Consider the following 21,542-nt stretch of genomic DNA (forward strand, 5'->3'; position numbering starts at 1 on the left):
TCACGATTTATATTCACCGATTAGGCGAGCCAATTCGGGCCATTTGATGACGGGCCATTTGATGACGGGTCAGGATCGCGGTCAACCGACCTGAAAACGATCGACCCGCACCAGACGCGCCGACGCCGCGGATAAGGGCGACGGCAGACTCAATGCCTGAGCGACCAAAGCCCGCCCGAGCAAGGGTGCCAGACAGAACCCCCTCGCCCCCAGCCCCGTCAGAACATAGCTATCCGCGCTTAGCGATCCCGTCATTGACTCCATCAGCGGCCCCAATACTGGCAAATGGTCGCGCGTCGTGACGCGGATCGAGGCGCGCGACGACGTCTCCGCGGCGGCCAGAGCCGCTTCGTCCGGCAACACCGCACGCAGCGTATCGAGATTATGCGTCCGGTCGGCCTCTCTGACGTCCGTGCCGCGGTCGCCGCGCACATGGGTGGCGCCGAAAACAAAGCCTTCCGGCGTCGGCACATAGTAGCCGCCCCAGGCCTGAGCCTGAGGGTCGCGCGGTTGCGCGTTCGCCACCTCGATCTGACCGCGTACCGGGCGGAGATCGAGCGACCGGGCCACCTCCAGATCGAAAACGCCCTCGCCGCAGGTCATGAAGACAAGATCGTAATCATCGACAACCGCTTCCTTGACGGTAACGTCGGCCAGAAACGTCTGCACCACGGCGCGTGGATCGATCGCCAGCGCCCGTGGCATCCGCAGCCCTGTGTCTTCCACGCGCATATCCTGCGGATCGAAGGCCGCCTGTTCGGCGATTTTGGTAAAACGCGCCGCATCGCGGTCGGTGGCGGGGCGTTGCAACACGCCTTCCGACAGGATGGCCTCAGGCATATCCTGCCACAACCGGTCAGTAGCATAGTAGAAGGCGTCGGCGAACAGGTCGCTGATCGCGCCACCACCGGCGTCGAGACGCGGCGTCACAAGTCCCGCCGGATTGCCAGACGCGCCGCTACCCCGCGCCGGGTCGACCAGATCGGCGCTGTAGCCATAGTCGCGCAGGGCGGCGATCACCGAGGCCCCGGCTATGCCGCCACCGACCACGGCGATGCGTTGGGGTTCATCACGCGGCTCCGATTCGCCCGGAAAGACCGCTTCCAGCCGTTCGCGTTTGCGGCCAAAACCCGGCTGCTTGCTGACCGCAAAACCCGCGGCCTGAAGCCCCCGGCGCACGAAGCCCGCCACGGTGAAGGTCGCCAGTCTCGCCCCTGGCGCGGTCTTATCCGCCACCGCCAGAAGCACGTCGTCGGCCCACATGTCAGGATTGCAGGCGGGGGAAAAGCCGTCGAGGAACCAGGCATCGGCCTTGCCCTGCCACTGCGACAGGGCATTACGCACGTCCATAAGTGCCAGGGTCAGGGTCACGCCCCACTGCGGGAAGCGCATGATATGGAAACCCCGCCGTTGTGGCGGCCACTGCGCGATGATGACCTCGGCAAACGGCGCGATCTCCGGCCAGGCCGACAGAGCAGCGGCGGCGGCGGCGCGCGGCATCAGAAAGCCTTCGACGGAAAAGAGATGCAGGTGGCCGTTTTCAGGTCGGTGCGCCGCCCAAAGCTGAATGAGCGCGGCAATATTCAGGCCTGTACCAAAGCCCAGTTCGCCGACCGTAAAATGTCGTCGCCCCACCCAGATATCCGGCATCTGACAACCGCTGAGGAACACAGCGCGCGATTCGCTCAGGCCGTCCTGAAGGGAATAGTAGATGTCGTCGAACCGCGCCGACCGCGGATTGCCGTCGTCTGAGAAATAGAGTTGCGGATCGGTTTCGGGAGAGGTCATGTCAAAAGTAGAAAAGGCCGCTTCCCGGGAAGCGGCCTTTTCAGATTTTCATAATCAAGCGTCCAGAGGACGCGATTGATTAGTGAGCAGCAGCCGGAGCTTCAGCAGCCGGGGCTTCCACGGCGGCAGCCGAGGCAGCGTCGGAAGCTTCAACAGCAGCCGAGGCGTCGGCCGAGGCGTCAGCCGGAACGGTTTCTTCGGTGGCGGCTTCTTCAGCGGGCTTCGAGCAGGCGGCAACCGACAGAGCGGCGACGGCGGCGGCGGCAAGCAGGGCCTTGCGGACGATTTCAGAGGTCATGGGATCCAGATCCTTAGGTTCTAACGTTAGAGCGCCTAGCAACTGCGCCCGACTCTATTCATACGCAAAACCGGCGAGTCCCGCAAGAGGTGTTTTCACAAATATGTGATCAACACCGTCATTAAAGCGACTATTTTGGGCTGAAATACACCGATAAGGCGAAATATCCGCCTTTGAGCGGTCATATTTCCACAAATGGCCTTCGATTTGTCCCCGTATATCACGATGCAGGTGATACGACCAGAGGCGTTTCCGTTACGGAAAAGCGAATCGGAAACGGTAATATAGAACTTTTCGTCCTGTGATTACTCGTTCGGCATATTGTTGAGCGCCTCTTCCATCTCGGCAAAGGACGGCTGCGCGGTCGACGGGATATTGCCGCGGCCGATTTCGACTGAAATCTGCGCCGCATTGCCGTGCAGGTGCGCCACCAGCACGGCCTGAATGATTTTGTAGAAGGCGCCCTCTTCTTCGACCACGCCGTTCATGCGCGTGGCAAAAGGGCCGACGAGGCCGTAGGCCAGCATAACGCCCAGGAAGGTACCGACCAGCGCGCCGCCGATCATGCCGCCGAGAACTTCGGGCGGTTCGGTGATGGCACCCATGGTCTTAATAACGCCCAGAACGGCGATAACGATCCCCAGAGCCGGCAAGGCGTCGGCGACGCTTTGCATGGCGTGGGCCGGGTGCAGCGCTTCATGGTGATGCTTTTCGAGCTGTTTTTCCATCGCGTCCTCGACCTGATGCGGGTCTTCGAGGTTCATGGTCATCATGCGCAGGGTGTCGCAGATGAAGTCGATGGCGAAGTGATCCTTCATGATCTTGGGGAAGCGCGAAAAGATGGTCGAATCGTGCGGCTTTTCGATGTGGCTTTCCAGCGCGATAACGCCTTTCGATTTCATCGTCTTGGTCAGCAGGAACAGCAACGACAGCAGATCCTTGTAGTCGGACGCCTTCCATTTGGCGCCGCCGAACACCTTGCCCATGCCGCCACCCATGCCCTTGATGGTGTGCAGGTCGTTGGAAATCAGCACCGAGGCGACCGCCGCCCCACCGATCCCCATCATTTCGAAGGCCAGGGAGTGCAGAATCGGCGCCATCGAGCCGCCCGACATCAGATAGCTGCCGAACACGCAACCGAAGAGGACGACGATACCGATAATCTGAAACATGGAAGGGCCTGAAAAGCGTCTGAGTCGCGCTCAGGCTAGGGCCTAATCCTTAAGGGCAGGTTTCCGGTTAACCTTTTTTGTTAAGGATAAAGGTCAGGGCACCACTTCGGCCAGGAGACTTCGGGCATAAAGACGCTCGGCCAGCTTCTTGTTGGTAAAGCGGTTATCGTCTGCCGCGACCGCATGAATAATATGATCGGCAATTTCGAGCGGTACCTGATCCGGCGCGGCTTTAAAGCGCGGCAATTCGATTTCGGCCAGAACAAAATAGACCGCGCCCGCCTCGTCACGCAGGAAGTCGACGACCCATTCGCCGTCGTCGGTCTCTTTGATATAGCGCGTCTTGCGGATCGCCTCGACGCACAGAGGCCACAGCATGTTGAAATCGTCGGGGGCAATCGCCGTTTCGATCTCGACCAGCTCCTGAGCCTGCGGCACCCATTTCTTGTAGGTGAAGAGGTAAGTATCGCCGTACTGACGCAGGCGCGGGCCGTCGTCGAGATAGGCCTGACGGATGTCGATGGCCGACCAGTCCTTGAGCCGACCGGCGTCGAAGTCCGGCGACAGGACGTATTTGCGCTCGTTCTCGACCGGCATTATTGCGCGGTCGGACCGAGAATGGTGTAGCCGGTCGTCTTTGCCGATAGTTCATTGGCCAACTCATAACTGAGATAGCCGTCGGCGACGCGGCCATTGGCCTTTTGCCATTCGCGGAGCGCTTTCCGCGTACCGACGCCGATGACGCCGTCCACCGCCCCGACATTGAAGCCCGCCGCATTGAGCGCGGTCTGCGTGCCCTTGCGCTGGGCGATCGACAAGGGTTGCTCTTCGGGCCACGGGGTTTTCAGCGCGCCCTTTCCCGCCATGCCGTCGGCGTTCAGGCCCACCGCCAGCGCATAGGCCGTCGAATTGTTGTACTTACGGATGACATAGTGGTTCGGCAGGGCGAGGAACGCCGGACCTTTGGCCCCCGACGGCAGGATCAGCACGGCGGGCGCGGTCTTTTCCGACTCGTTCCACGTGCCCCCATCGGCGCGCACGACGCCTTTTTCGGCCCACCAGACCGGGTTTTGCGTCTCGGTTTCCGACAGATAATAGTCGAAGCCCGCCGGCAGGGTCACCTCGACCGCCCAGGCCTGACCGGGCCGCCAGCCTTCCTTGCGCAGCAGGTTCGCCGCCGAAGCCAGAGCGTCGGAATCGGATTTCCAGATGTCGACATGCCCGTTGCCGTCGCCGTCCTGCCCCAGCTTGAGGTAGTTTTCCGGCAGGAACTGCGTCTGGCCCATAGCGCCCGCCCACGAGCCTTTCAGCTCTTCGCGCGTCGCCTTGCCGGTCCTGATGATGGTCAGGACGGTCAGTAATTGCGTCTCGGCCCAGTCGCGGCGGCGACCGTCGAAGGCAAGCGTCGCGAAGGCCGTCACGACGTCGATATCGCCCTGAACGCGGCCAAAATCGCTTTCCATGCCCCAGATGCCGCCCAGCACTTCGCGCGGCACGCCGTACTTGGCTTCGATGGCCGGAACGTTGGGATTGGTGCTCAGCCGCGTCCGACCGCCTTCGACACGGGCCGCGGACACCGCGTTCTTCACATAGGCGGAGATCGGCTTGGAAAACTCCGGCTGCCCCGAGTCGGCCTGCACGATCGAAGCGCGCGGCTGCACGTCGGCGAGGATGTTTTCGACGAAGGCGCGATCGAAGCCCTGCGCCACGGCCTTGGTCACGAAGGCGGCGCGCCAGTCGGCGAAGGTCGCATAAGTCACCTGAGCCGGTTTCGGCGCAGGCACAGGCGCGGGCTTCACCTCACCCTTGGCCTCGTGCTGCGGCCTGGGCTTCGGCGGGGCGTTGTCGATCGGGGTCGGCACGCTGGTCGCGGTCGAACAGGCCCCGAGGAACAGGCACAGGCTGAGGATACGACGCTTCATCAAGGATTCCCTTCCGCTTGGCCCCAAGCTTAGCCTCGCAATTGTGACGAATCCAAGCTTAATCCGGTAAACAAGACGTTATGAAAGGGAATTCAGCCCTTATCCACCAGTCCCGACAGCACCTCTATATAGCTGGCGAAGGCCTTGCGACCGGCGGGGGTGATGTGGACGCGCGTCAAGGGCTTGCGGCCCTGAAAGGCCTTGACGATCTCGACATAGCCCGCCTCTTCCAGTTTGCGCAGATGTACCGAGAGATTGCCCTGCGTCGCCTCCAGCACAGCTTTCAGTTCGTTGAAATCGGCGGCCTCGGCGTCCATCAGATAGGCCATCACCCCCAGCCGCAGACGGCCGTGGATGGCGTCATCCAGTTTATTGACGTTGAAGCCCACCATACTCATGAACGCTTCGCCAGCCGCCACATGACGTAGCCCGGCACACCCATCAACCCGATGAGGGCCAGGGCCAGCCCCAGCAGGTACGACCCTATGTCATGGATGATGAAACCCAGCGTCGCCGCGGCGGCAAACCAGCCGACAGCGACCACCACCAGCCATAGCTTGCGCCGGATCATATAGGCGACGTACCACGCCCCGCCCTGCAAGGCGCAGATGACGATGGGGTAGATCAGCCAGATCAGCATGCTTTTTTCGCGCGTCGCTATGGTCCCGAAGACGAGGATCATCACCAGATTGACCAGCCCGGTCGAGGCATAGGCGGCATTCATCGCCCGCGTCGCGACGCCGGCGGCCTGTTGTCCGCGCTCCTTGATGATGACCCAGATCATCGGCACCAGAAAGATGACGATGGGCAGGATCGCCGTCAAAAGCCCTGCCAGCGGCGGCAAGGTGTAAAATCTGGCGATCTCGCCCCAATAGACCAGACACTGCACGCCGTAGGCCAAACCGCCGACCATGAACAGCAGACCCGCCGAACCCTGCGCCCTGGGTGCCTGATCGACCAGCGCCCGTACGAAGGCCAGATCGGCGCGGGTGGCCAGGCCATCGTCGTTTTCGTTCGTGCTCATAGGGTCTGCGCCTTCAATTTGGCCTTGGCGGGCTTCACGCGTTTACCGTTCAGAATCGTCCCGATAAAGCTGTACCTTACCAGAAGCTGATAGGTCGCGAGCGATATAAAGAGCGTGCCCATGACGACCAGTGAAAACTTGGCTTCCGCAGGCCAGTCGAGGTCGAGCGCCAGATATTGCAGCACCAGCAGCAGCGGCAGGTGGACGATATAGACCCAGTAGGACGAGTCCGCCACGTAGCGCCAGAACGGATTGGGCCGATCCAGAAATCGCAGGGCCAGACCGGTCAGGCCGAGGCACCACGCCCAGATCCCCAGCACGTAACTTGCCGCATAGAGCATCTGTGCCGGATAGCTGGCCATATCGAACTTCGGCACGATACCTTCCGACCACAGGCACCAGGCCGTAAACCCGATGGCCGAGACGATGCCGGTCAGCCACTGTTTCTTGATCGTTTCCAGCAATCCCACATTCCGGTGCAGCAGCCAGCCGACGCCGAACGCCGAACCGAAGGCGACCAGCGCCACGGCATTGGGGACGACGCCCTTGTCGGGAGTGGGCACGCCGAACCAGTACATCCACGTCTGCGGCTGCGCCATCAGCATAAGGAACAGCGGCAGGCCGAAGACCAGCGGGCTCAGGCCCGACTTGATGATAACGCTAAACACCGCATCCACCGCCCGGCGCAGAGAGCCGCCGCGGTCGATAAAGGCAAACAGCCCGCGCAACGGCACGAACAGCGCGTAGAGGATCAGCAGGACGTAGAGGAACCACAGGTGTGTCAGCGGAAAGGTCTCCGCCGTCAGGGGCGGTGGCGGCGCGGCGGGTTTCGACGCCAGTTCGGGGTTGGCCTTCAACGCCGCCATGATCAGCATAGTAATGATGATGGCCAGCACCGGCGTCCAGAAGACCGCCAGCGGCATCGCGATACGCTTAAGGCGGTTCATCGCAAAGGCTTTTGCGCCATAGCGTTGGTACAGCAGCCGCGCGAAAAACCCCGCCAGCAGGAAGAACAGGCTCATGCGGAACATGTGGATGGTGAAGAACACCACGCCCAGCCCCGGCTCGACCGCCGTGTCATTCACGATCCAGATATGCGGCTCCAGATAGGCCAGCGTCGTGTGAAACGCCACACCGAGAAATAGCGCTCCGCCGCGCACCGCATCGAGCGCGTGGAACCGCGCTCCGTTGATAAATTCAGCACTCATGAGCTTCCGCCCTCCTCCGGCGGTTCGCAATCCAATCGCGCCATATTTAAACCAGTTTATAATTTAAACTAGTCTAAAAATGACATTGTTATGAAAATCCGCAGGCCTGTGGCTGAAAATGTGCAAAAACCCTGTCACGGATTGTTGACTTGGGCCGAGGGTTCGCGTAGGAACCGCGCCTCACTTACGGCTTGCCAGTGGCGCTTCCCTTCCGGGTCGAGCGTTGACGTCACGCCTCAGGCACATTTTTTACAAAGGTTGGGACCATGAAAGTCCGTAGCTCGCTCAAGTCGCTCAAGACCCGTCACCGGGACTGCAAGATCGTGCGCCGCAAGGGCGTGGTCTATGTCATCAACAAGACCGACCCGCGCTTCAAGGCCAAGCAAGGCTAATAAGCGCCGCCGTCACGGCGTCGACAGAACTTTCAAAAGCGCTTGGAGCCTTGCTCTAAGCGCTTTTTCTGTTTGTCAGGCAGCCGATTTCTATCCACAGCAATCGAATCAAGCGCGAATCACCCTGCATTGAGCGACCGATTCGCTTCGGCTATGGTGCCGCCACATACCCCATTAAGGATACCCGGATCATGGCCGACGATCAGCACCCCGACGTTATCACCGCTGCCGCCCAGGGCCGCCTGCGCACGATCATCGAGCGCATCGAGCGTCTGGAGGAAGACAAGGCCGCCATCTCCGGCGATTTGAAAGAAGTCTATGACGAGGCCAAGGGTGAAGGCTTCGACGTGAAGATCCTGCGCAAGGTCGTGCGCCTGCGCAAGCAGGACAAGGTCAAGCGCGAAGAAGAAGAAGCGCTGCTCGACCTCTATCTGTCGGCCATCGGCGGGATTTAATCTTTACCGCCTCCCCGCGTAACAGGGCGGCGGTTTGCATCTTGACCTTTGAAACGTGCGCGCCTTTGATGGCCTGATGCGCAGCCTGCCCGCACATTCAGGCCTTCCCGATGGCGTTTAAATCGAAAACGCCCGCCAAAGGTTTGCGGCAAAAGACACCGCTTCAGACGAAAAAGCCGCTGCAATCTAAAGCCGGGTTCAACGCGAAACCGACAACGCCTGCCGCGCCGCCTTCCCCGCTCGACCAGAAAAAAGCCCTGCAACGTCAGACCCTCCGCGCGCTGGAACGCGCCAAGAAGGCTGCCGCCGAGGCCGGAGTCGATCTGTCGGACTGGGAGTCTGAATTTATCGACGGCGTGACCGAGCGCGTAAAAACCTATGGCCGCGCTTTCGCCGATCCCGATAAGGGTGCGATGAACGGCACCCTGTCGATGTTGCAGGGTCAGAAGCTACGCGAAATCCGTAAGAAGGTGAAGGACAAGGCATCTAAATCCGCGTTGGAATCAGATGACGAAACACGGTAATCTTCCGACCTGTCATTGACTGACTTGACCGGTCGTGTCCGTGTATGCCTTGTTTATCCAAGGGGGGATTATTTATGACCGCGATCCGATATATCCTGTGTGGCCTTGCGGCCAGTGCTGTGCTTTTCATTCCGATAGCCGGAAAAGCCGCCAATCCTTATGACGTAACGACAGATGAAAGCCGGGCTGTGGTTGAAATCAACGAACAGCTTTTGATTCCCGCCCTGCAGGCGATGAATGAGGCGATGGCAATGGCCCCCGACAACCCGACGGCCGCCTGCCAGAAAGCGAAAACTTCACGCACACTTTATGAAAATGCATGGCAACGTCTGGTGACTCTGAAGGCAGAGACAATCAAGAAGGGTCGCAACTCTGCGTCCGTCAACGACCTCAGCGATAAGACAGCCGCAGCCTTGCCGACAGTCATCGCTAACGAAAAAGCTATTTGTACACCCGGCGTGAAAATCCAGTCCGACCCCGAAATGCTTTCCGCCACAGAGGCCCTTCAACGTCATGGTCAAGCCCTAAACAATCTGTCGAAACAAATGCTCGATGCAGATGCCAAAGGCGATCAAGCCGCCATTTGTCGCATTGGTCGGCTAATCACGATCGAATACGACGGCATGAGCGCCGCCTTGAGAATCTTGCGCCGTATTGGTGACGAAAGAGGTCTCGACGTATCAAAGATTGATGCCGAACTGGAAAAGGGCAAAACCTTGCGACAGCTTAGTGATGATCAACTCACGCTTTGCCCAAAATCTTAACGGCAGAGATTTGCGCTTCACCATCTACGAGCGGAGGTGCGACAAAAGGAGCGCAGCGCTACCGACTGTGGATTACATCATCCTAACTTTTGTTTGGTCGCGATATTATCGTCGAAAACCGCTCCCACTTTTCGACATATCGCTTTAATGCCTACTGACTTCCTTCGAGACCTCAGTCGCGGACCTTGCGACAGAGCGTCGAACTGCCGATCCCGATGAGGCCTGAGAACCAATGTCCGGTTTCAGGCGTATCGGGTGTATTATTATTAGAGGGAATACTCAGATGCGCGCGCTTATGCTTGCCACGACCCTGCTGACCGCCCCCCTGCTCGCGTTGGGGCTTTCGTCCTGCACCACGCTGACCATGGCCAATAACAGCCTGCCTGAACCCAAAATGGTCATCGAGGACTACTTCGCCGGTGAAACCTACGCCTATGGCGTGTTTGAAGATCGCGGGCGCAAGTTGTCACGGACCTTTACTGTCTATATGCGCGGAACGACAACAGCCGACGGCTTCCGACTGGATGAGCGCTTTCTATGGAACGACGGCGAAAAACAGTCGCGCACCTGGACATTCAAACGCACGGGCACAGGCACCTATGAAGGTACTGCCGGTGACGTCAAGGGCGTCGCGACCGTGACGCAATCAGGCAATGCCGAGCGTCTGACCTACCTGTTGAACCTGCCTTATAAGGGCAAGCCGATCACCGTCAGGTTCGACGACTGGACACACCTGATCAGTGACGGCGTGGCGATCAATCGGGCCGATGTGTCAAAGTTCGGCCTGCACGTGGGCCGTGTGACCGTGACCTTCGTCAAGCCCGGTCAGGCACATCCCACCGCTGAAAGCCTTAAGCCCTAGCCGACTTCCTTGACCATGCCCTCAAGGCCGCAGTCGCGCACCTTGCGATACAGGGTCGAGCGGCCGATGCCGAGGCGGCGGGCGACTTCGGACATGTGACCGGCATAGACGCTGATCGCGTGTTCGATCAGGTCGCGCTCGATGTCTTCCAGCTTGCGCAGGTGACCTGCGCCGTCGAGGATCTTCACCGGTTGATCGGTCAGACCGGCATCGAGCGCCTCAAGCTGGCTGATCGCTTCCTGATGTTCGGCGATCACCGGCGGCACGGGCGCGGCGAACAGCGGCGTGGCGGTTGCGACCGGCAAACTCTGACCCGAAATGGCCGGGAAATCGAAGGCCTGAAGGTGCGGCGTGTCGCTGAGGACGATGGCGCGATAGACCGTGTTTTCCAGTTGGCGCACATTGCCGGGCCAGTCGTGGGCGCACAGAAGTTGCAGGGCATCGGGCGCGACGCCCGTAACGCGCTTGCCTTCTTCGATATTGAAGCGGCGGATGAAGTGCTCGATCAGGGCCGGGATGTCCTCGCGACGTTCACGCAGGGACGGCGCTTCCACCGGGAAGACATTGAGACGATAGAACAGATCTTCGCGGAAGGCGCCCGCACGGACCTGATCCGACAGGTTGCGGTTGGTCGCCGAAATGATGCGCACATCGACCTTGACCGGGCGTTTGGAGCCGACCGGATCGATCTCGCCTTCCTGAAGCGCGCGCAGCAACTTGACCTGCATGTCGAGCGGCAATTCGCCGACCTCGTCGAGGAACAGGGTGCCGCCGTGGGCCTCCTGGAACTTGCCCAGATGCTTGTCCGACGCGCCGGTGAACGAGCCCTTTTCGTGCCCGAACAGGATCGATTCGACCAGATTGGCCGGCAGCGCGCCGCAGTTGACGGCGACGAACGGCTTGCCGGCGCGATCGCTGGAGCCCTGAATGGCGCGCGCGATCAGTTCCTTGCCGACGCCGCTTTCGCCGAGGATCAGCACGGGGATTCCCGACTTCGCCGCGCGTTCGCCCAGACGGCGGACCATCGTCATGGCGGGCGACGTACCGACCAGATCGTCGAACGAGGTGCGATTGGCGGCGTGCTTCTTGAGGCGGGATACTTCCGCGACCATATCGCCCATTTGCAGGGCGTTTCTGACGCTGACCAGAATGCGCTCCGGCGAGGCGGGCTTGATGAAGAAGTCCTGCGCGCCGGCCTGCATGGCCTTGACGACCGTGTCGATGCCGCCGGATGCGGTCAGCACCACCACCGGCGTGCGTATGCCCGCGGCGCGGATGTCCTTGAGCGTGTCGATGCCCGACTGCCCCGGCATGACCAGATCGAGGATCACCGCGTCGATGCCCGAGGTCGTCGACAGGCGGTCATAGGCCTGAGGCCCGTTTTCGGCGTGCAGGACGTGGAAACCCTCGCGTTCCAGCACGGCCTGAATCAGGCGGCGTTGCGTGGGATCGTCGTCGCAGATCAGGATCGTCTTAGCCATTTCAGCACACCATCTCATCATCGGTTTCCGTCCCGCTGAGGTGCGGATACGGATTATTTTGAGACAGGTGTAACCCAACACCCTGAAAATCCCGTTGAAAGACAAGGTTAATGTCCCGTTGAGAGACGGCTTGCGGCTAAGGATGGCCTCAGGTGATCCACCGGCTCAGTTCCTTGACGCTGCATTTATCGCCCTTGCAGCGGACAATGAATGACCCTCCGACCCATGAGGCCGACCAGTCGACGTAAAACGCCGAGCCGTCGGGCGACGCGAAAATCGTCGTTACCTGCGGCGGATAGAACGGCACCTTGCCGCGCCCCAGATGGTCGAGGTCGGCGGGCGAATAGACGATCAGCCGGAAGGGTGTCTGTACGATACCGGAAAATATGTCCCTGGCCGATACGATGAACATCGTTCCGCGCGGTCCTTCCGGCGCAGGGGTACCCAGGGTGGCGGACAGAATATCGTCCAATGCGTTCGACGCCGTCTTCCCGCGCGGCGCGACGACGATGGCCCCGGCATCGTGTCCCATCAACTGCCTGAGGATGATGCGGGCGATCTGATCGGTGCGGGAATCGCTGTTCGGGTGATAGGCCGTCAAAGGCAGGGAGTCGCGGCCGTCATCCACACCGTCGCCATCGCTGTCGTTCCTGGCGGGGTCAAGGCCGATGCGCCGCTCTTCAATATCGGTCAGGCCGTCGCCATCGCGGTCGGCGCGCAACTCAGCCAGCGGGATATCGAGATACAGGCCGTCCGCTTCACGCTTGAACTGCGTATTGACGGGCGGAAAGATGATCGTATCGGGATCGATCTCCCGCGCCCGGACTTCGAGTTGCAGATGGTCGTCCCGGATCAGCGGCAGATGTGACCCCGGCGTCACCACATAGGGAAAATGCTGCTGCATCCCCAGATAAAGCGGCGCCTCCCACCTGCCCTTGCGTTTAAGCCCCAGCCACAGGCCGAACGCCGGAATCTCGCCCGACATATCGTATTCGCCCGAGGCAAAGACAACGGCCGCATCTTCGCCCGACGCCTCGTATCTCAGGACATAGTCCATGCGTTCGGGCAGCTGCGCGGATTTCGGCACCTCGGGCCCTTCGTCGCCCTGCCACGCGGCGACACCCTCCGGCAGGGGTTTCTCGGCCCAGACCACCGGCGCGGGCGCCGCGACGTGGATCGGACCGGCGACGGCGGCTTTCAACCGTTCGGTTTCGGCAGTGCGTGCCGCTGCGATACGTTCGGCCCACGCCGTCTGACGCACACGGACCTTGTCGGGAATCTGCGCCTCGCGTCCCTGCCAAAGAGACGGGTCCTCGCTGATGTAACGATACTCGCCTTGCGACCTCAGCCACGCCGCCATATCGCCGTAACCGGCCGCCTGAAGGCGACGGGCGACGATTTCGCGTTCGGACGCGGAATGCTGCGCCATTTGAAACAGAACGCCACCACCCTGAAGGCCGCCGATTTCATTCCCGCAGGTATCGGTTCCCTTTTTCTGCCCGCGGCGCTCGTCGAGATAGAGGGTAAACAGGGCGCCGTCCTTAACGGTGGGATGAAGGGCTTCGCGCACCGGATCGAACCCTGATACCGGCGACGCCTTGCGCCATCCCGCCGGCAGGGTAAAGGCCCACAGGGCGCGCGCCTCGGCTTCATGCCCCTCGACCCACAAGGCCGCCGCCATCCGATTGGCAAAGGCCAGACTGTCCCCGGCCTGACGGCACTGATCGGCCGGCGCCCAGCCCACCGGCAGGAACGGCAGCCGGTTGCGCACCGCGTCGGGATAGGCGAGGTACCGCTCGACGGCCGCGTGGGTCAGCCCCAGCCGCAGCATCTCGTCCAGCAACTGCTGGGCGATCTGGAGACGCCACATCTGACCGGCGGGCGTGTCGGCCATCCGCGCTTCGGTGGTTTCCAGCACGGCATAGACCAGACCGCTCATTTCATCCTGCGTGCCTGAGAAACTCGCCTGATCGAACAGCAAGGGCGGAAGTCCCGTCGGATCGTCGGGCACCTTGAGCAGGGCGGCGGCCAGAAAACCGGTGTCCGCGCCGTATTCGTAAAAATGCCGCAACAGGGACAGGGCGGCGGGATGCGCCTCGATCAGCGGGATTTGTCCGGCCACCTCGCCCCGCAAGGCCGCCGTTTCCAGAATGGCCGACAGCAGTCCGCCCGTCGCCTCGGTCGGGGTCAGTTGCCGGATGCGGTCGTAAAGCGGCGTCCCGGGCGCGAAGACGCAGGAGTCCGCGGACTCGCAGCTATGGAAATAAAGCACGCTGTCGACGATCAGTTCGGCATAGTCGCCCGCGCGGGCCGGATCGAGCCTGAGGCGGCGGCCGAAGTCCGCTACCGCGACCTCGCGCGTGGGGGCTGTTTTGGCGGCGGCGTAAAGCTGGTCTTCAAAATGCCCCGCCTCCACCTTGCTGTAGGCAGCGCTGCTTTCTTCCAGAAAGGCCTGCCACGATTTCGGCAGTTCCGCCGCGGCAGGCGTCGCCGTCAAGGCCAGGATGAGCCACGGTAAAACGAATTTGAGCTGCATCTTCCCCCCGATATCATGCCTCACCGGGCAAGATTTACCACGAAACATTGCGTTGTAAACCGGGCTTGCAAACCGGGCGTTGCAACAAATCGTCGGGCACCAGCGACAGTCTATAGAGAAATCAGCGGCAAACCCTGATCGATTCCTGATGCCGACCGTGGCTAGGTTACGGTCCCTCTTTATGCCCTCACTTCATGTAGGCGTAGGAAAGACAGACCATGCCCGCCTCTTCCTTCCGCGACCGCGCCACAGAGTTCAGCCGCAAGGCCCGCGACGGTGTCGTGGGAATCGGTACGGCGACGTGGGCCTGGATCAAGGCGACCCCAAAGCGGTTCCGGCAATTGTCCGCGCCGATCCGCTGGGCTATCGGCATCGTGCTGGCGCTGCTGATCGCGCTGATCCTGTTTCTGGCCAATCCCAACTGGGACTGGTTCCGCCCGACTCTGGCCTCGATCATCTCCGGCAAGACCCACCGCCCGGTACAGATCACCGGGCCGTTGCGCGTCCATCTGTTCAGCTTTACACCCAACGCCACCGTCGGGGGTTTGAAGATCGGTCAGCCGGAGTGGCACAAAGACCAAACCAACCTCGCCGATATCGACGGGCTGGCGGTCAAGGCCGAACTGATGCCGCTGTTTATAGGCCGCATCGTCCTGCAACGACTGGAGGTCACCCGCCCCAATGTCGCGCTCTATCAGGACAAGGCGGGACGGGCGAACTGGGATTTCAGCGACGGCAAGGTCAAGGGCAAGCCGACTAAACTGCCACCGATCAAGGATTTGATCATCACCGACGGCACAATTCGCCTGACCAGCCTTCAGCGCAAGATGGTCTTCACCGGCACGATCGACGCCCGCGAAAAGGCCGGGACAAGCCAGCAGGCGTTCAATGTCAGCGGCGACGGGACGCTGAACGGGCGCGAATTTGAATTGAAGGCCTTCGGCGGGCCGCTGCTCAATGTGCGGACGTCGCAACCCTATCCGTTCGACATGACCGTCCGCGCCGGATCGACGCGCCTGACCGCCAAAGGCCGCGTCATCCATCCGTTCAATCTGGGGCAGGTCGACGCCAGCGTTTCGGTCAGCGGCAATAGCCTGGCCGACCTCTATTACCTGACCGGCCTGACCCTGCCCAATACGCCGGCTTACAAGATATCAGCCAAGGTCACGCGCAACGAGCGCACCTACGATATCGCCGGGATCAACGGCAAGGTCGGCGGCAGCGACCTGCACGGCACACTCAAGGTCGATATTCGTGACGATGGACGGCCTTACCTGACCGGCGACCTGAACTCTAAAATGCTCGATTTCGAAGACCTCGGTTCGCTGTTTGGGGCGACCTCGGCCAATGCGCCCGCAGCTCCCGAACTCAGCGCCAATCCGCAGGCGACCAGCGGCCGCCGCGTCCTGCCCGACGCCACGCTCGATATCGAACGCGTGCGCGGCATGGACGCCAAGGTCACCTATAAGGCGGCGTCCGTACGGGCGCGTCCGAACCTGCCCCTGCGCGCCGTCAGCCTCGGCGTGTCGCTCGACAAGGGTCTCCTGACGCTCGATCCCATCGATATCGGTTTCCCGCAAGGTCGCCTGATCGGCACGGCGGAGATCAATGCGCGCACGGCCAATCAAAGCAATAAGGTCGATCTGCGCGTGACGGGTCTGGCGGTTCAACAATGGCTGCCCGATTTTCAGGGTTCCAAACCGCTGGAAGGTCGCCTGAATGCCCGTGTCCGCGCCACTGGCGGCGGCAATTCGGTCCACAAGGCGGCCGCGAACGCCGACGGTCAGGTGGCGGTCGTCATGTCCGGTGGCAAGGTCCGTCAGAGCCTCGCCGAACTGCTGGGGGTCAATGCGACCAAGGGCCTGTTCCAGCTTCTGTCGAAAGACCCGAAGGAAACGGACGTACGCTGCGCCATCGCCACCTTCAACGTCCAGAACGGCGTCATGCGCGCCGAACATATCGTCTTCGATACGGGCGTCGTGCTGGTCAACGGGTCCGGCACGATCAACCTCAATGACGAGAGTCTGAAACTGGTCTTCAAGGGCAAGCCGAAGAAATTCCGCCTGATCCGTATCAATGCGCCCATCGTCATCGGCGGCCATCTGTCGAAACCCACGGTCGGCGTACAGGCGGGTCCGGCGCTGCTGCAAGGGGGTATCGCGGCGACGCTGCAATCGGTGGTGCCGTTCCTCAGCCTCGATACGGCGGACGATGCCAATTGCGCGGGGTTGATTGCGGAGGCTCGTTCGGACGGCACGCCGGTGAAGTGATTTCTACTTATACCTCCCCAACTCGTTGGGGAGGGGGACCGCACGACGCGCGAAGCGCTAGATGTGGTGGTGGGGGTCTTGCTTACTTGCAACAGTAGTCGTTGAGCCTCCGCAAGACACCCCACCACCATTTGCTCCGCAAATGGTCCCCCTCCCCGCACTTCGTGCAGGGAGGTATGATAAAGGTTACATGCCTGCTTCTCTACAATCCCCCTCGATTTTAGATTTTGTTTTGGGTATGGGCAGGACATGACACAGATCACCCCGGCCCTCGCCATCGATTCGCCCGACACGCTTCCCATCTGGGACCTGACTGACCTCTATAGCGGCCCGGAAGACCCTAAGATCGCCGCCGACTTCGACGCTGCTGCTGCGGCCTTGAAAGAACTAGGCCGGTTGCAGGGCAATTTCGTCGCCTCGCGCGGCAATCCGGAGCGGCTCGGCCTGTCGATCGATCAGGCCGCGACGCTCTACGAGCGCGCCTCGGACCTGATGGGTGGAGCGCTGGCCTTCACCACCCTGTCGTCGACCATTGCCCGCGAAGACGCCCACGTCGCCAAGCTGGAGGCCGATCTGCGCAACAAGGCGGCGCTGATCTCGACCGACAGCCTGTTCCTGTCGCTGGAGTTGAACCAGCTTGAGGACTGGGAGATCGAGCAGGCCCTGCGCGCCACGCCCAAGGCGCAGAAGTGGCGGCCGTGGCTGCGCCGCATCCGCGCCAGCCGCCCGCACGAACTGTCCGCCGACCTCGAAAAGCTGCTGCTGGAAAAGATGCCCGGCGTGGCCCAATGGGTGCGCCTGTTCGACGAGACCCTGACCCGGCTGCGCGCCAAGGTGGGTAAGGAAACCCTGACGCTCAACGACGCCCTGACGCGGCTGGGCTCGCCCGACGCCAAGGTACGCAAGGCCGCCGCCACGGGTCTGTCCGAAGCGCTTAAAGACAATGCGCCGGTTCTGGCGCTGGCGCTCAATACGCTGGCGTTCGAGAAACAGGTCGAGGACCGCTGGCGCAAATATCCGACCCCCGCCGCCTCGCGCCATCTGGCCAACGAGGTCGATGCCGACGCGGTCGACGCCATGGCCGATGCGGTCGGCGAGTCCTACGCCGCCCTGTCGCACCGCTACTATGCGCTCAAAGCGAAGATCATGGGCCGCAAGTCGCTCGATTTCTGGGATCGCAACGCGCCGCTCACCACCACCGCGCAGAAAAAATACAGCTGGACCGAAGCGAAACAGATCGTGCTCGACTCGTTCGCCAAGATGGGACCGGAATTCGCCGCCCGCGCCCAGATCTTCTTCGACAGCCCGTGGATCGACGCCGCCCCGCGCGAAGGCAAGTCGTCGGGGGCCTATGCTCACCCGGTGTCGTCGAGCCACCACCCCTATGTCATGCTCAACTTCACCGGCGAGCGCCGCGAAGTCCTGACTCTGGCCCACGAACTGGGTCACGCGGTGCATCAGACCCTGGCCGCGCCGCTGGGCTCGATCCTTGCCGACACGCCGTTGACGCTCGCCGAAACCGCCTCGATCTTCGCCGAGGGTCTGGTGTTCGAATATCTGGTCGCCGACGCGACACCCGAAGAGAAGAAGGCCCTGCTGGCGGGCAAGATCGAAGACGGTCTGAACAGCGTCATCCGCCAGATCGCCTTCCATCGCTTCGAGGAAAAGTTCCACGCCCTGCGGCTTGAAGGCGAAGTCTCGATCGATCAGATCAACGCCCTGTGGCTGGAGATCATGGGCGAGAGCCTCGGGCCTGCGATCACTTTGAACGAGGGCTACGAATACTGGTGGGCCTATATCAGCCACTTCGTCCATGCGCCGTTCTACGTCTATGCCTATGCGTTCGGCGACCTGCTGGTCTCGGCGCTGATGGAAAAGCGCCGCGAAAATTCCGACGCGTTCACGCCGCTGTACGAGCAGTTGTTGAGCGCGGGCGGCACGAAAACCTATACCGAGGCTCTGGCCCCCTTCGGCATGAACCCGCGCGAAAAGGCGTTCTGGGAAATGGGCTGCGCGCGGCTGAAGGGCCTGATCGATCAGTTCGAGGCGCTGGTTTGACTTCCTTTTCCCCGTTTACGGGGAGAAGGAGTTAATGCCCGATATAGCGTTCCGGCTTGTGCCAGCTCATCATGACCCCGCTCATGGCGGCGGCTGAGAGGATCGAATAGAGCAACTGTTCGCCACTTAGAACGAAGAACGACGACCCTACGATCAGGGCGTCGATGACCAGTTGCGTCTTGCCCGCATTGATGCCGCGCGTCTTTTGCAGGTAGAGGCACAGGACCCCCGTCCCCCCGGCGCCGGCCCCATGACGCGCCAGCGACAATATCCCCATGCCGATGATCGTCCCGCCGAACAGGGCGGCAAACAGCGGCTGCACATAGTCGATATGCACCGCCAGCGGCATCAGCACCCCCAGCGCCATGATCGAGGCGGAGACGATGACCGTCTTGATCATGAACAAGCGGCCCATCCCCAGATAGGCAAAGACGAAGAACGGCACATTGATCAGCATGAACAGCACGCCGACCGGCAGCGGCACGAGGTAAGAGACCAGCAGCGCGATCCCCGCTACGCCACCGGTAACCAGCCCGACGGTCTTCAACAGCACGATCCCCAGCACGATCATCGAGCAACCGATGGCGAAGGCGTAGGCATCCTCCAGCGGCGTATGGCGGATACGCAGCTCAGACCCGTCGGAGGTATGTCCCGGCTTCAACCGGTTGAAAAAACTGCCAAAGGCCATGCCTGTTCCCGTATCCTGTGGTTGGAAACCGGCCCTGCCGTGCGTATCCTGCCCGCCTATATTCTTATCATTTGAAACCAGTTTTACGCTATTTCCAGCGCACCGTCCATCGCCCCGTTGACCGATCAACGCACCTTTTGTAAGAACGAATAACAAACCTATTTTCTTTCAGGAAACGCATCATGGCCGCAGATCATTCGGGCGACTACCACAAGGGTGAGATGGACATCCACGAACAGGCCGCAACCTTCGACATGTTCACCGGCATGGCCAAATGGGGCAGCCTGATCATCGCCGTCGGCCTCCTGTTCTTCACCGTCTGGTTCGCCGTCAAGGGTGCGGGCTTCATCCCCGCCGCGATCGCTGCCTTCGTCGTGGCCGTCGTCGGGTTCCTGGTCCTGAAAAAAGGCGCCAGCGCGCACTGATCACGGTGAGTGACAATCCAATCCGTGAAAGGCCCCATCCGCTGGGGCCTTTTTTGCAGGCGCCGCGCCGGTTCATCCACCGGATGCTGGATCACCTGCCGACGCCATTGGCCGAGTTCATCCTCTTCGGCCTGAAAATGGCGTGGTCGTGCCTGTTCGGTGCGGCAATGCTGGCTTTGCTGATCGTCACGCATCTCCTCTGGCCGCAAAACGCCCCGATCCATCGCTACGATTTCCTGTTCGGGGCGGCGGTGGCGATCCAGATCCTGATGCTGCTGACTCCGTTAGAAAGCTTCGAAGAAGCCCGCGTCATCTTTCTCTACCACGTGGTCGGCACGGTAATGGAAATTTTCAAGACCCATATGGGATCGTGGGAATATCCCGAAGCCGCCGTCATCCACATCGCCGAAGTGCCGCTGTTCACCGGTTTTATGTATGCCTGTGTCGGCTCGTTCATTGCCCGCGCCAGTCGCGTCATGGACCTGCGCTATACGCACTATCCGCCGCTGTGGGCGACGATCGGGCTGGCGGTGTTGATCTATCTCAACTTCTTTACCCACCACTATGTGTTCGATATCCGGTATCTGCTGTTCGCGGGAATAGGCTTGCTGTTCTGGCGGACATGGATCGTCTTTCGCGTCGATAGGATCGACCGGAAGATGCCCTTCCTGCTGGCCAATTTCCTGACGGCGTTTTTTCTGTGGGTGGCGGAAAATATCGGCACCATTACCAAAACCTGGGTCTATCCGGGACAGGAGACGTGGCATCTGGTCAGCCTGCACAAACTCGGCGCGTGGGCGCTGCTGCTGGTCCTCAGCTTCGTCATGGTCAGTCTGGTGATCCGGCCAAGGGTTCCGTAAAGAGGAAGGATGTAAGCGCCGCACCATAACGCGCACGTGACTGTCGTCTTGGCCAAACGCGGTTATAAAGAACGCAAACACGGGGCCCCCATGACGAATCTTACAGAACGCCAGCAGAAATGGTTCGCCTCGGTACAGGCGTCGCTGGAACGCGACACCGGCAAGACCCTGGCCGAATGGGTCGAAATCGTCAAAATCGAATGCCCCGAAACCAAACCGCGCGCCCGTCAGGTCTGGCTGAAAGACACTTACGGCCTCGGCATCAACCGCGCGGCGCAAATTCTCGACGCCGCCTACCCGTCGCCGGATAACTGGGACGAACCTCAGGCCCTGCGCGATGCCTTGTGGACCGATCCCGACGCGATAGCCATCCTGAACGCGGTCGAAGCCGCCGTCGCCGATTTCGACGGCCTCGTCCCCACTCAGCGCAAGGCGTTTTCCGCCTTTTCGAGCAAGGTTCAGTTCGCCGCCTTGCGCCCGATCAAGGGCGGTGGCGCATGGCTGGGTCTGGCCGTATCTGCCGATTCCGATCTCCGCCTCGAGCCCGCGGGCAAGGAGGGGTGGTCCGAGCGGTTGACCAGTAAAACGCGCCTTTCACGGCCCAATGACGTCGATAGCGCTATCATCGCCCTGCTCAAAATGGCTTACGAAAGATCGTAAATGCGCAAAGTCAATAAACGCCGCTTAATTTAGCCGAACTTCACAAGCTGACTTTACTTGATGCGCATTTACCCTTATTGGGCCACAAACCGTAAAAGCGTAATATGTTGCAATTGAAAGGATTTTTCTGAATTAATCAGACAAATCCGGGGAGA

Annotated in this window: 21 protein-coding genes; 10 read left to right on the forward strand and 11 right to left on the reverse strand. The window is 61.1% G+C overall.

From position 1 onward, the window contains the following. Positions 1-81: 81 nt before the first annotated feature. From mnmD to AEYBE204_RS25280, 8 genes are all read right to left on the reverse strand, one after another. Positions 82-1,788 carry a tRNA (5-methylaminomethyl-2-thiouridine)(34)-methyltransferase MnmD gene (gene mnmD, locus AEYBE204_RS25245; protein ID WP_023461201.1) on the reverse strand — a complete coding sequence of 569 codons (1,707 nt, stop codon included), beginning with the start codon at positions 1,786-1,788 and terminating at the stop codon, positions 82-84. Between the two features lie 79 nt (positions 1,789-1,867). Then, complete coding sequence (locus tag AEYBE204_RS25250) at positions 1,868-2,086, reverse strand: hypothetical protein (RefSeq protein WP_023461202.1); 219 nt, start codon at positions 2,084-2,086, stop codon at positions 1,868-1,870. Between the two features lie 305 nt (positions 2,087-2,391). After that, a complete protein-coding gene (motA, locus tag AEYBE204_RS25255; RefSeq protein WP_023461203.1) occupies positions 2,392-3,258 on the reverse strand; it encodes a flagellar motor stator protein MotA in 867 nt (288 codons plus the stop codon). 93 nt (positions 3,259-3,351) lie between these two features. Beyond that, the gene (locus tag AEYBE204_RS25260) at positions 3,352-3,855 is read right to left on the reverse strand and encodes a hypothetical protein (protein ID WP_023461204.1); all 504 of its coding nucleotides are present in this window, start codon (positions 3,853-3,855) and stop codon (positions 3,352-3,354) included. Beyond that, positions 3,855-5,180, reverse strand: a complete 1,326-nt coding sequence (locus AEYBE204_RS25265; protein ID WP_023461205.1) for a lytic murein transglycosylase — start codon at positions 5,178-5,180, stop codon at positions 3,855-3,857. The genes AEYBE204_RS25260 and AEYBE204_RS25265 overlap by 1 nt, the downstream gene beginning before the upstream one ends. Positions 5,181-5,272: 92 nt before the next feature. Further along, complete coding sequence (locus AEYBE204_RS25270; protein WP_023461206.1) at positions 5,273-5,572, reverse strand: transcriptional regulator; 300 nt, start codon at positions 5,570-5,572, stop codon at positions 5,273-5,275. Positions 5,573-5,574: 2 nt separating this feature from the next. Continuing rightward, entirely contained in the window at positions 5,575-6,204 is a 630-nt protein-coding gene (locus tag AEYBE204_RS25275) for a hypothetical protein (protein WP_023461207.1), read from the reverse strand. Beyond that, on the reverse strand, positions 6,201-7,412 hold the full coding sequence (locus AEYBE204_RS25280; protein ID WP_023461208.1) for an acyltransferase family protein: 1,212 nt from the start codon (positions 7,410-7,412) through the stop codon (positions 6,201-6,203). Before AEYBE204_RS25280 ends, AEYBE204_RS25275 begins: the two co-directional genes overlap by 4 nt. Before the next feature lie 266 nt (positions 7,413-7,678). On the opposite strand from AEYBE204_RS25280, the gene ykgO reads away from it, so the two are divergent. The 5 genes from ykgO to AEYBE204_RS25305 all read left to right on the forward strand — a co-directional run bounded on the left by ykgO (position 7,679) and on the right by AEYBE204_RS25305 (position 10,409). Then, entirely contained in the window at positions 7,679-7,804 is a 126-nt protein-coding gene (ykgO, locus tag AEYBE204_RS25285; protein ID WP_013479043.1) for a type B 50S ribosomal protein L36, read from the forward strand. 191 nt (positions 7,805-7,995) lie between these two features. Then, positions 7,996-8,259, forward strand: coding sequence for a DUF2312 domain-containing protein (locus AEYBE204_RS25290; RefSeq protein ID WP_023461209.1), 264 nt, complete (start codon positions 7,996-7,998; stop codon positions 8,257-8,259). Positions 8,260-8,369: 110 nt separating this feature from the next. Next, on the forward strand, positions 8,370-8,783 hold the full coding sequence (locus AEYBE204_RS25295; RefSeq protein WP_023461210.1) for a hypothetical protein: 414 nt from the start codon (positions 8,370-8,372) through the stop codon (positions 8,781-8,783). Between the two features lie 74 nt (positions 8,784-8,857). After that, complete coding sequence (locus tag AEYBE204_RS25300; protein WP_023461211.1) at positions 8,858-9,547, forward strand: hypothetical protein; 690 nt, start codon at positions 8,858-8,860, stop codon at positions 9,545-9,547. 283 nt (positions 9,548-9,830) lie between these two features. Beyond that, on the forward strand, positions 9,831-10,409 hold the full coding sequence (locus AEYBE204_RS25305) for a DUF3833 family protein (RefSeq protein ID WP_023461212.1): 579 nt from the start codon (positions 9,831-9,833) through the stop codon (positions 10,407-10,409). Here AEYBE204_RS25305 and AEYBE204_RS25310 read toward each other — a convergent pair. Both AEYBE204_RS25310 and AEYBE204_RS25315 read right to left on the reverse strand, forming a co-directional pair. Then, a complete protein-coding gene (locus tag AEYBE204_RS25310; protein WP_023461213.1) occupies positions 10,406-11,890 on the reverse strand; it encodes a sigma-54 dependent transcriptional regulator in 1,485 nt (494 codons plus the stop codon). The genes AEYBE204_RS25305 and AEYBE204_RS25310 overlap by 4 nt on opposite strands. Before the next feature lie 148 nt (positions 11,891-12,038). Further along, a complete protein-coding gene (locus AEYBE204_RS25315; protein ID WP_023461214.1) occupies positions 12,039-14,426 on the reverse strand; it encodes a hypothetical protein in 2,388 nt (795 codons plus the stop codon). A gap of 218 nt (positions 14,427-14,644) precedes the next feature. Here AEYBE204_RS25315 and AEYBE204_RS25320 point away from each other — a divergent pair, with 218 nt between their 5' ends. After that, positions 14,645-16,696 carry an AsmA family protein gene (locus AEYBE204_RS25320; protein WP_023461215.1) on the forward strand — a complete coding sequence of 684 codons (2,052 nt, stop codon included), beginning with the start codon at positions 14,645-14,647 and terminating at the stop codon, positions 16,694-16,696. Between the two features lie 249 nt (positions 16,697-16,945). After that, positions 16,946-18,754 carry a M3 family oligoendopeptidase gene (locus tag AEYBE204_RS25325; RefSeq protein WP_023461216.1) on the forward strand — a complete coding sequence of 603 codons (1,809 nt, stop codon included), beginning with the start codon at positions 16,946-16,948 and terminating at the stop codon, positions 18,752-18,754. Positions 18,755-18,785: 31 nt separating this feature from the next. Here the strand turns inward: AEYBE204_RS25325 and AEYBE204_RS25330 are convergent, their stop codons facing one another. After that, positions 18,786-19,442: a YitT family protein gene (locus AEYBE204_RS25330; RefSeq protein WP_023461217.1), complete on the reverse strand. Its 657-nt coding sequence runs from the start codon at positions 19,440-19,442 to the stop codon at positions 18,786-18,788. Between the two features lie 182 nt (positions 19,443-19,624). Between AEYBE204_RS25330 and AEYBE204_RS25335 the strand changes: the two genes are divergently transcribed. The 3 genes from AEYBE204_RS25335 to AEYBE204_RS25345 all read left to right on the forward strand — a co-directional run bounded on the left by AEYBE204_RS25335 (position 19,625) and on the right by AEYBE204_RS25345 (position 21,387). Then, a complete protein-coding gene (locus AEYBE204_RS25335; protein ID WP_023461218.1) occupies positions 19,625-19,867 on the forward strand; it encodes an aa3-type cytochrome c oxidase subunit IV in 243 nt (80 codons plus the stop codon). A gap of 53 nt (positions 19,868-19,920) precedes the next feature. Continuing rightward, positions 19,921-20,727 (forward strand): DUF817 domain-containing protein, encoded by an 807-nt coding sequence (locus AEYBE204_RS25340; RefSeq protein WP_031229913.1) that lies wholly within the window; start codon positions 19,921-19,923, stop codon positions 20,725-20,727. 90 nt (positions 20,728-20,817) lie between these two features. Then, a complete protein-coding gene (locus tag AEYBE204_RS25345) occupies positions 20,818-21,387 on the forward strand; it encodes a DUF4287 domain-containing protein (protein ID WP_031229915.1) in 570 nt (189 codons plus the stop codon). Positions 21,388-21,542 lie beyond the last annotated feature (155 nt).

Origin of the sequence: Asticcacaulis sp. YBE204, from assembly GCF_000495855.1 — a bacterium.
Classification (GTDB): domain Bacteria; phylum Pseudomonadota; class Alphaproteobacteria; order Caulobacterales; family Caulobacteraceae; genus Asticcacaulis.

What these genes read in the sequence shown, in the direction of transcription:
- mnmD (WP_023461201.1), bottom strand. Translation starts at nt 1,788, where the DNA reads ATGACCTCTCCCGAAACCGATCCGCAACTCTATTTCTCAGACGACGGC.
- AEYBE204_RS25250 (WP_023461202.1), bottom strand. Translation starts at nt 2,086, where the DNA reads ATGACCTCTGAAATCGTCCGCAAGGCCCTGCTTGCCGCCGCCGCCGTC.
- motA (WP_023461203.1), bottom strand. Translation starts at nt 3,258, where the DNA reads ATGTTTCAGATTATCGGTATCGTCGTCCTCTTCGGTTGCGTGTTCGGC.
- AEYBE204_RS25260 (WP_023461204.1), bottom strand. Translation starts at nt 3,855, where the DNA reads ATGCCGGTCGAGAACGAGCGCAAATACGTCCTGTCGCCGGACTTCGAC.
- AEYBE204_RS25265 (WP_023461205.1), bottom strand. Translation starts at nt 5,180, where the DNA reads ATGAAGCGTCGTATCCTCAGCCTGTGCCTGTTCCTCGGGGCCTGTTCG.
- AEYBE204_RS25270 (WP_023461206.1), bottom strand. Translation starts at nt 5,572, where the DNA reads ATGGTGGGCTTCAACGTCAATAAACTGGATGACGCCATCCACGGCCGT.
- AEYBE204_RS25275 (WP_023461207.1), bottom strand. Translation starts at nt 6,204, where the DNA reads ATGAGCACGAACGAAAACGACGATGGCCTGGCCACCCGCGCCGATCTG.
- AEYBE204_RS25280 (WP_023461208.1), bottom strand. Translation starts at nt 7,412, where the DNA reads ATGAGTGCTGAATTTATCAACGGAGCGCGGTTCCACGCGCTCGATGCG.
- ykgO (WP_013479043.1), top strand. Translation starts at nt 7,679, where the DNA reads ATGAAAGTCCGTAGCTCGCTCAAGTCGCTCAAGACCCGTCACCGGGAC.
- AEYBE204_RS25290 (WP_023461209.1), top strand. Translation starts at nt 7,996, where the DNA reads ATGGCCGACGATCAGCACCCCGACGTTATCACCGCTGCCGCCCAGGGC.
- AEYBE204_RS25295 (WP_023461210.1), top strand. Translation starts at nt 8,370, where the DNA reads ATGGCGTTTAAATCGAAAACGCCCGCCAAAGGTTTGCGGCAAAAGACA.
- AEYBE204_RS25300 (WP_023461211.1), top strand. Translation starts at nt 8,858, where the DNA reads ATGACCGCGATCCGATATATCCTGTGTGGCCTTGCGGCCAGTGCTGTG.
- AEYBE204_RS25305 (WP_023461212.1), top strand. Translation starts at nt 9,831, where the DNA reads ATGCGCGCGCTTATGCTTGCCACGACCCTGCTGACCGCCCCCCTGCTC.
- AEYBE204_RS25310 (WP_023461213.1), bottom strand. Translation starts at nt 11,890, where the DNA reads ATGGCTAAGACGATCCTGATCTGCGACGACGATCCCACGCAACGCCGC.
- AEYBE204_RS25315 (WP_023461214.1), bottom strand. Translation starts at nt 14,426, where the DNA reads ATGCAGCTCAAATTCGTTTTACCGTGGCTCATCCTGGCCTTGACGGCG.
- AEYBE204_RS25320 (WP_023461215.1), top strand. Translation starts at nt 14,645, where the DNA reads ATGCCCGCCTCTTCCTTCCGCGACCGCGCCACAGAGTTCAGCCGCAAG.
- AEYBE204_RS25325 (WP_023461216.1), top strand. Translation starts at nt 16,946, where the DNA reads ATGACACAGATCACCCCGGCCCTCGCCATCGATTCGCCCGACACGCTT.
- AEYBE204_RS25330 (WP_023461217.1), bottom strand. Translation starts at nt 19,442, where the DNA reads ATGGCCTTTGGCAGTTTTTTCAACCGGTTGAAGCCGGGACATACCTCC.
- AEYBE204_RS25335 (WP_023461218.1), top strand. Translation starts at nt 19,625, where the DNA reads ATGGCCGCAGATCATTCGGGCGACTACCACAAGGGTGAGATGGACATC.
- AEYBE204_RS25345 (WP_031229915.1), top strand. Translation starts at nt 20,818, where the DNA reads ATGACGAATCTTACAGAACGCCAGCAGAAATGGTTCGCCTCGGTACAG.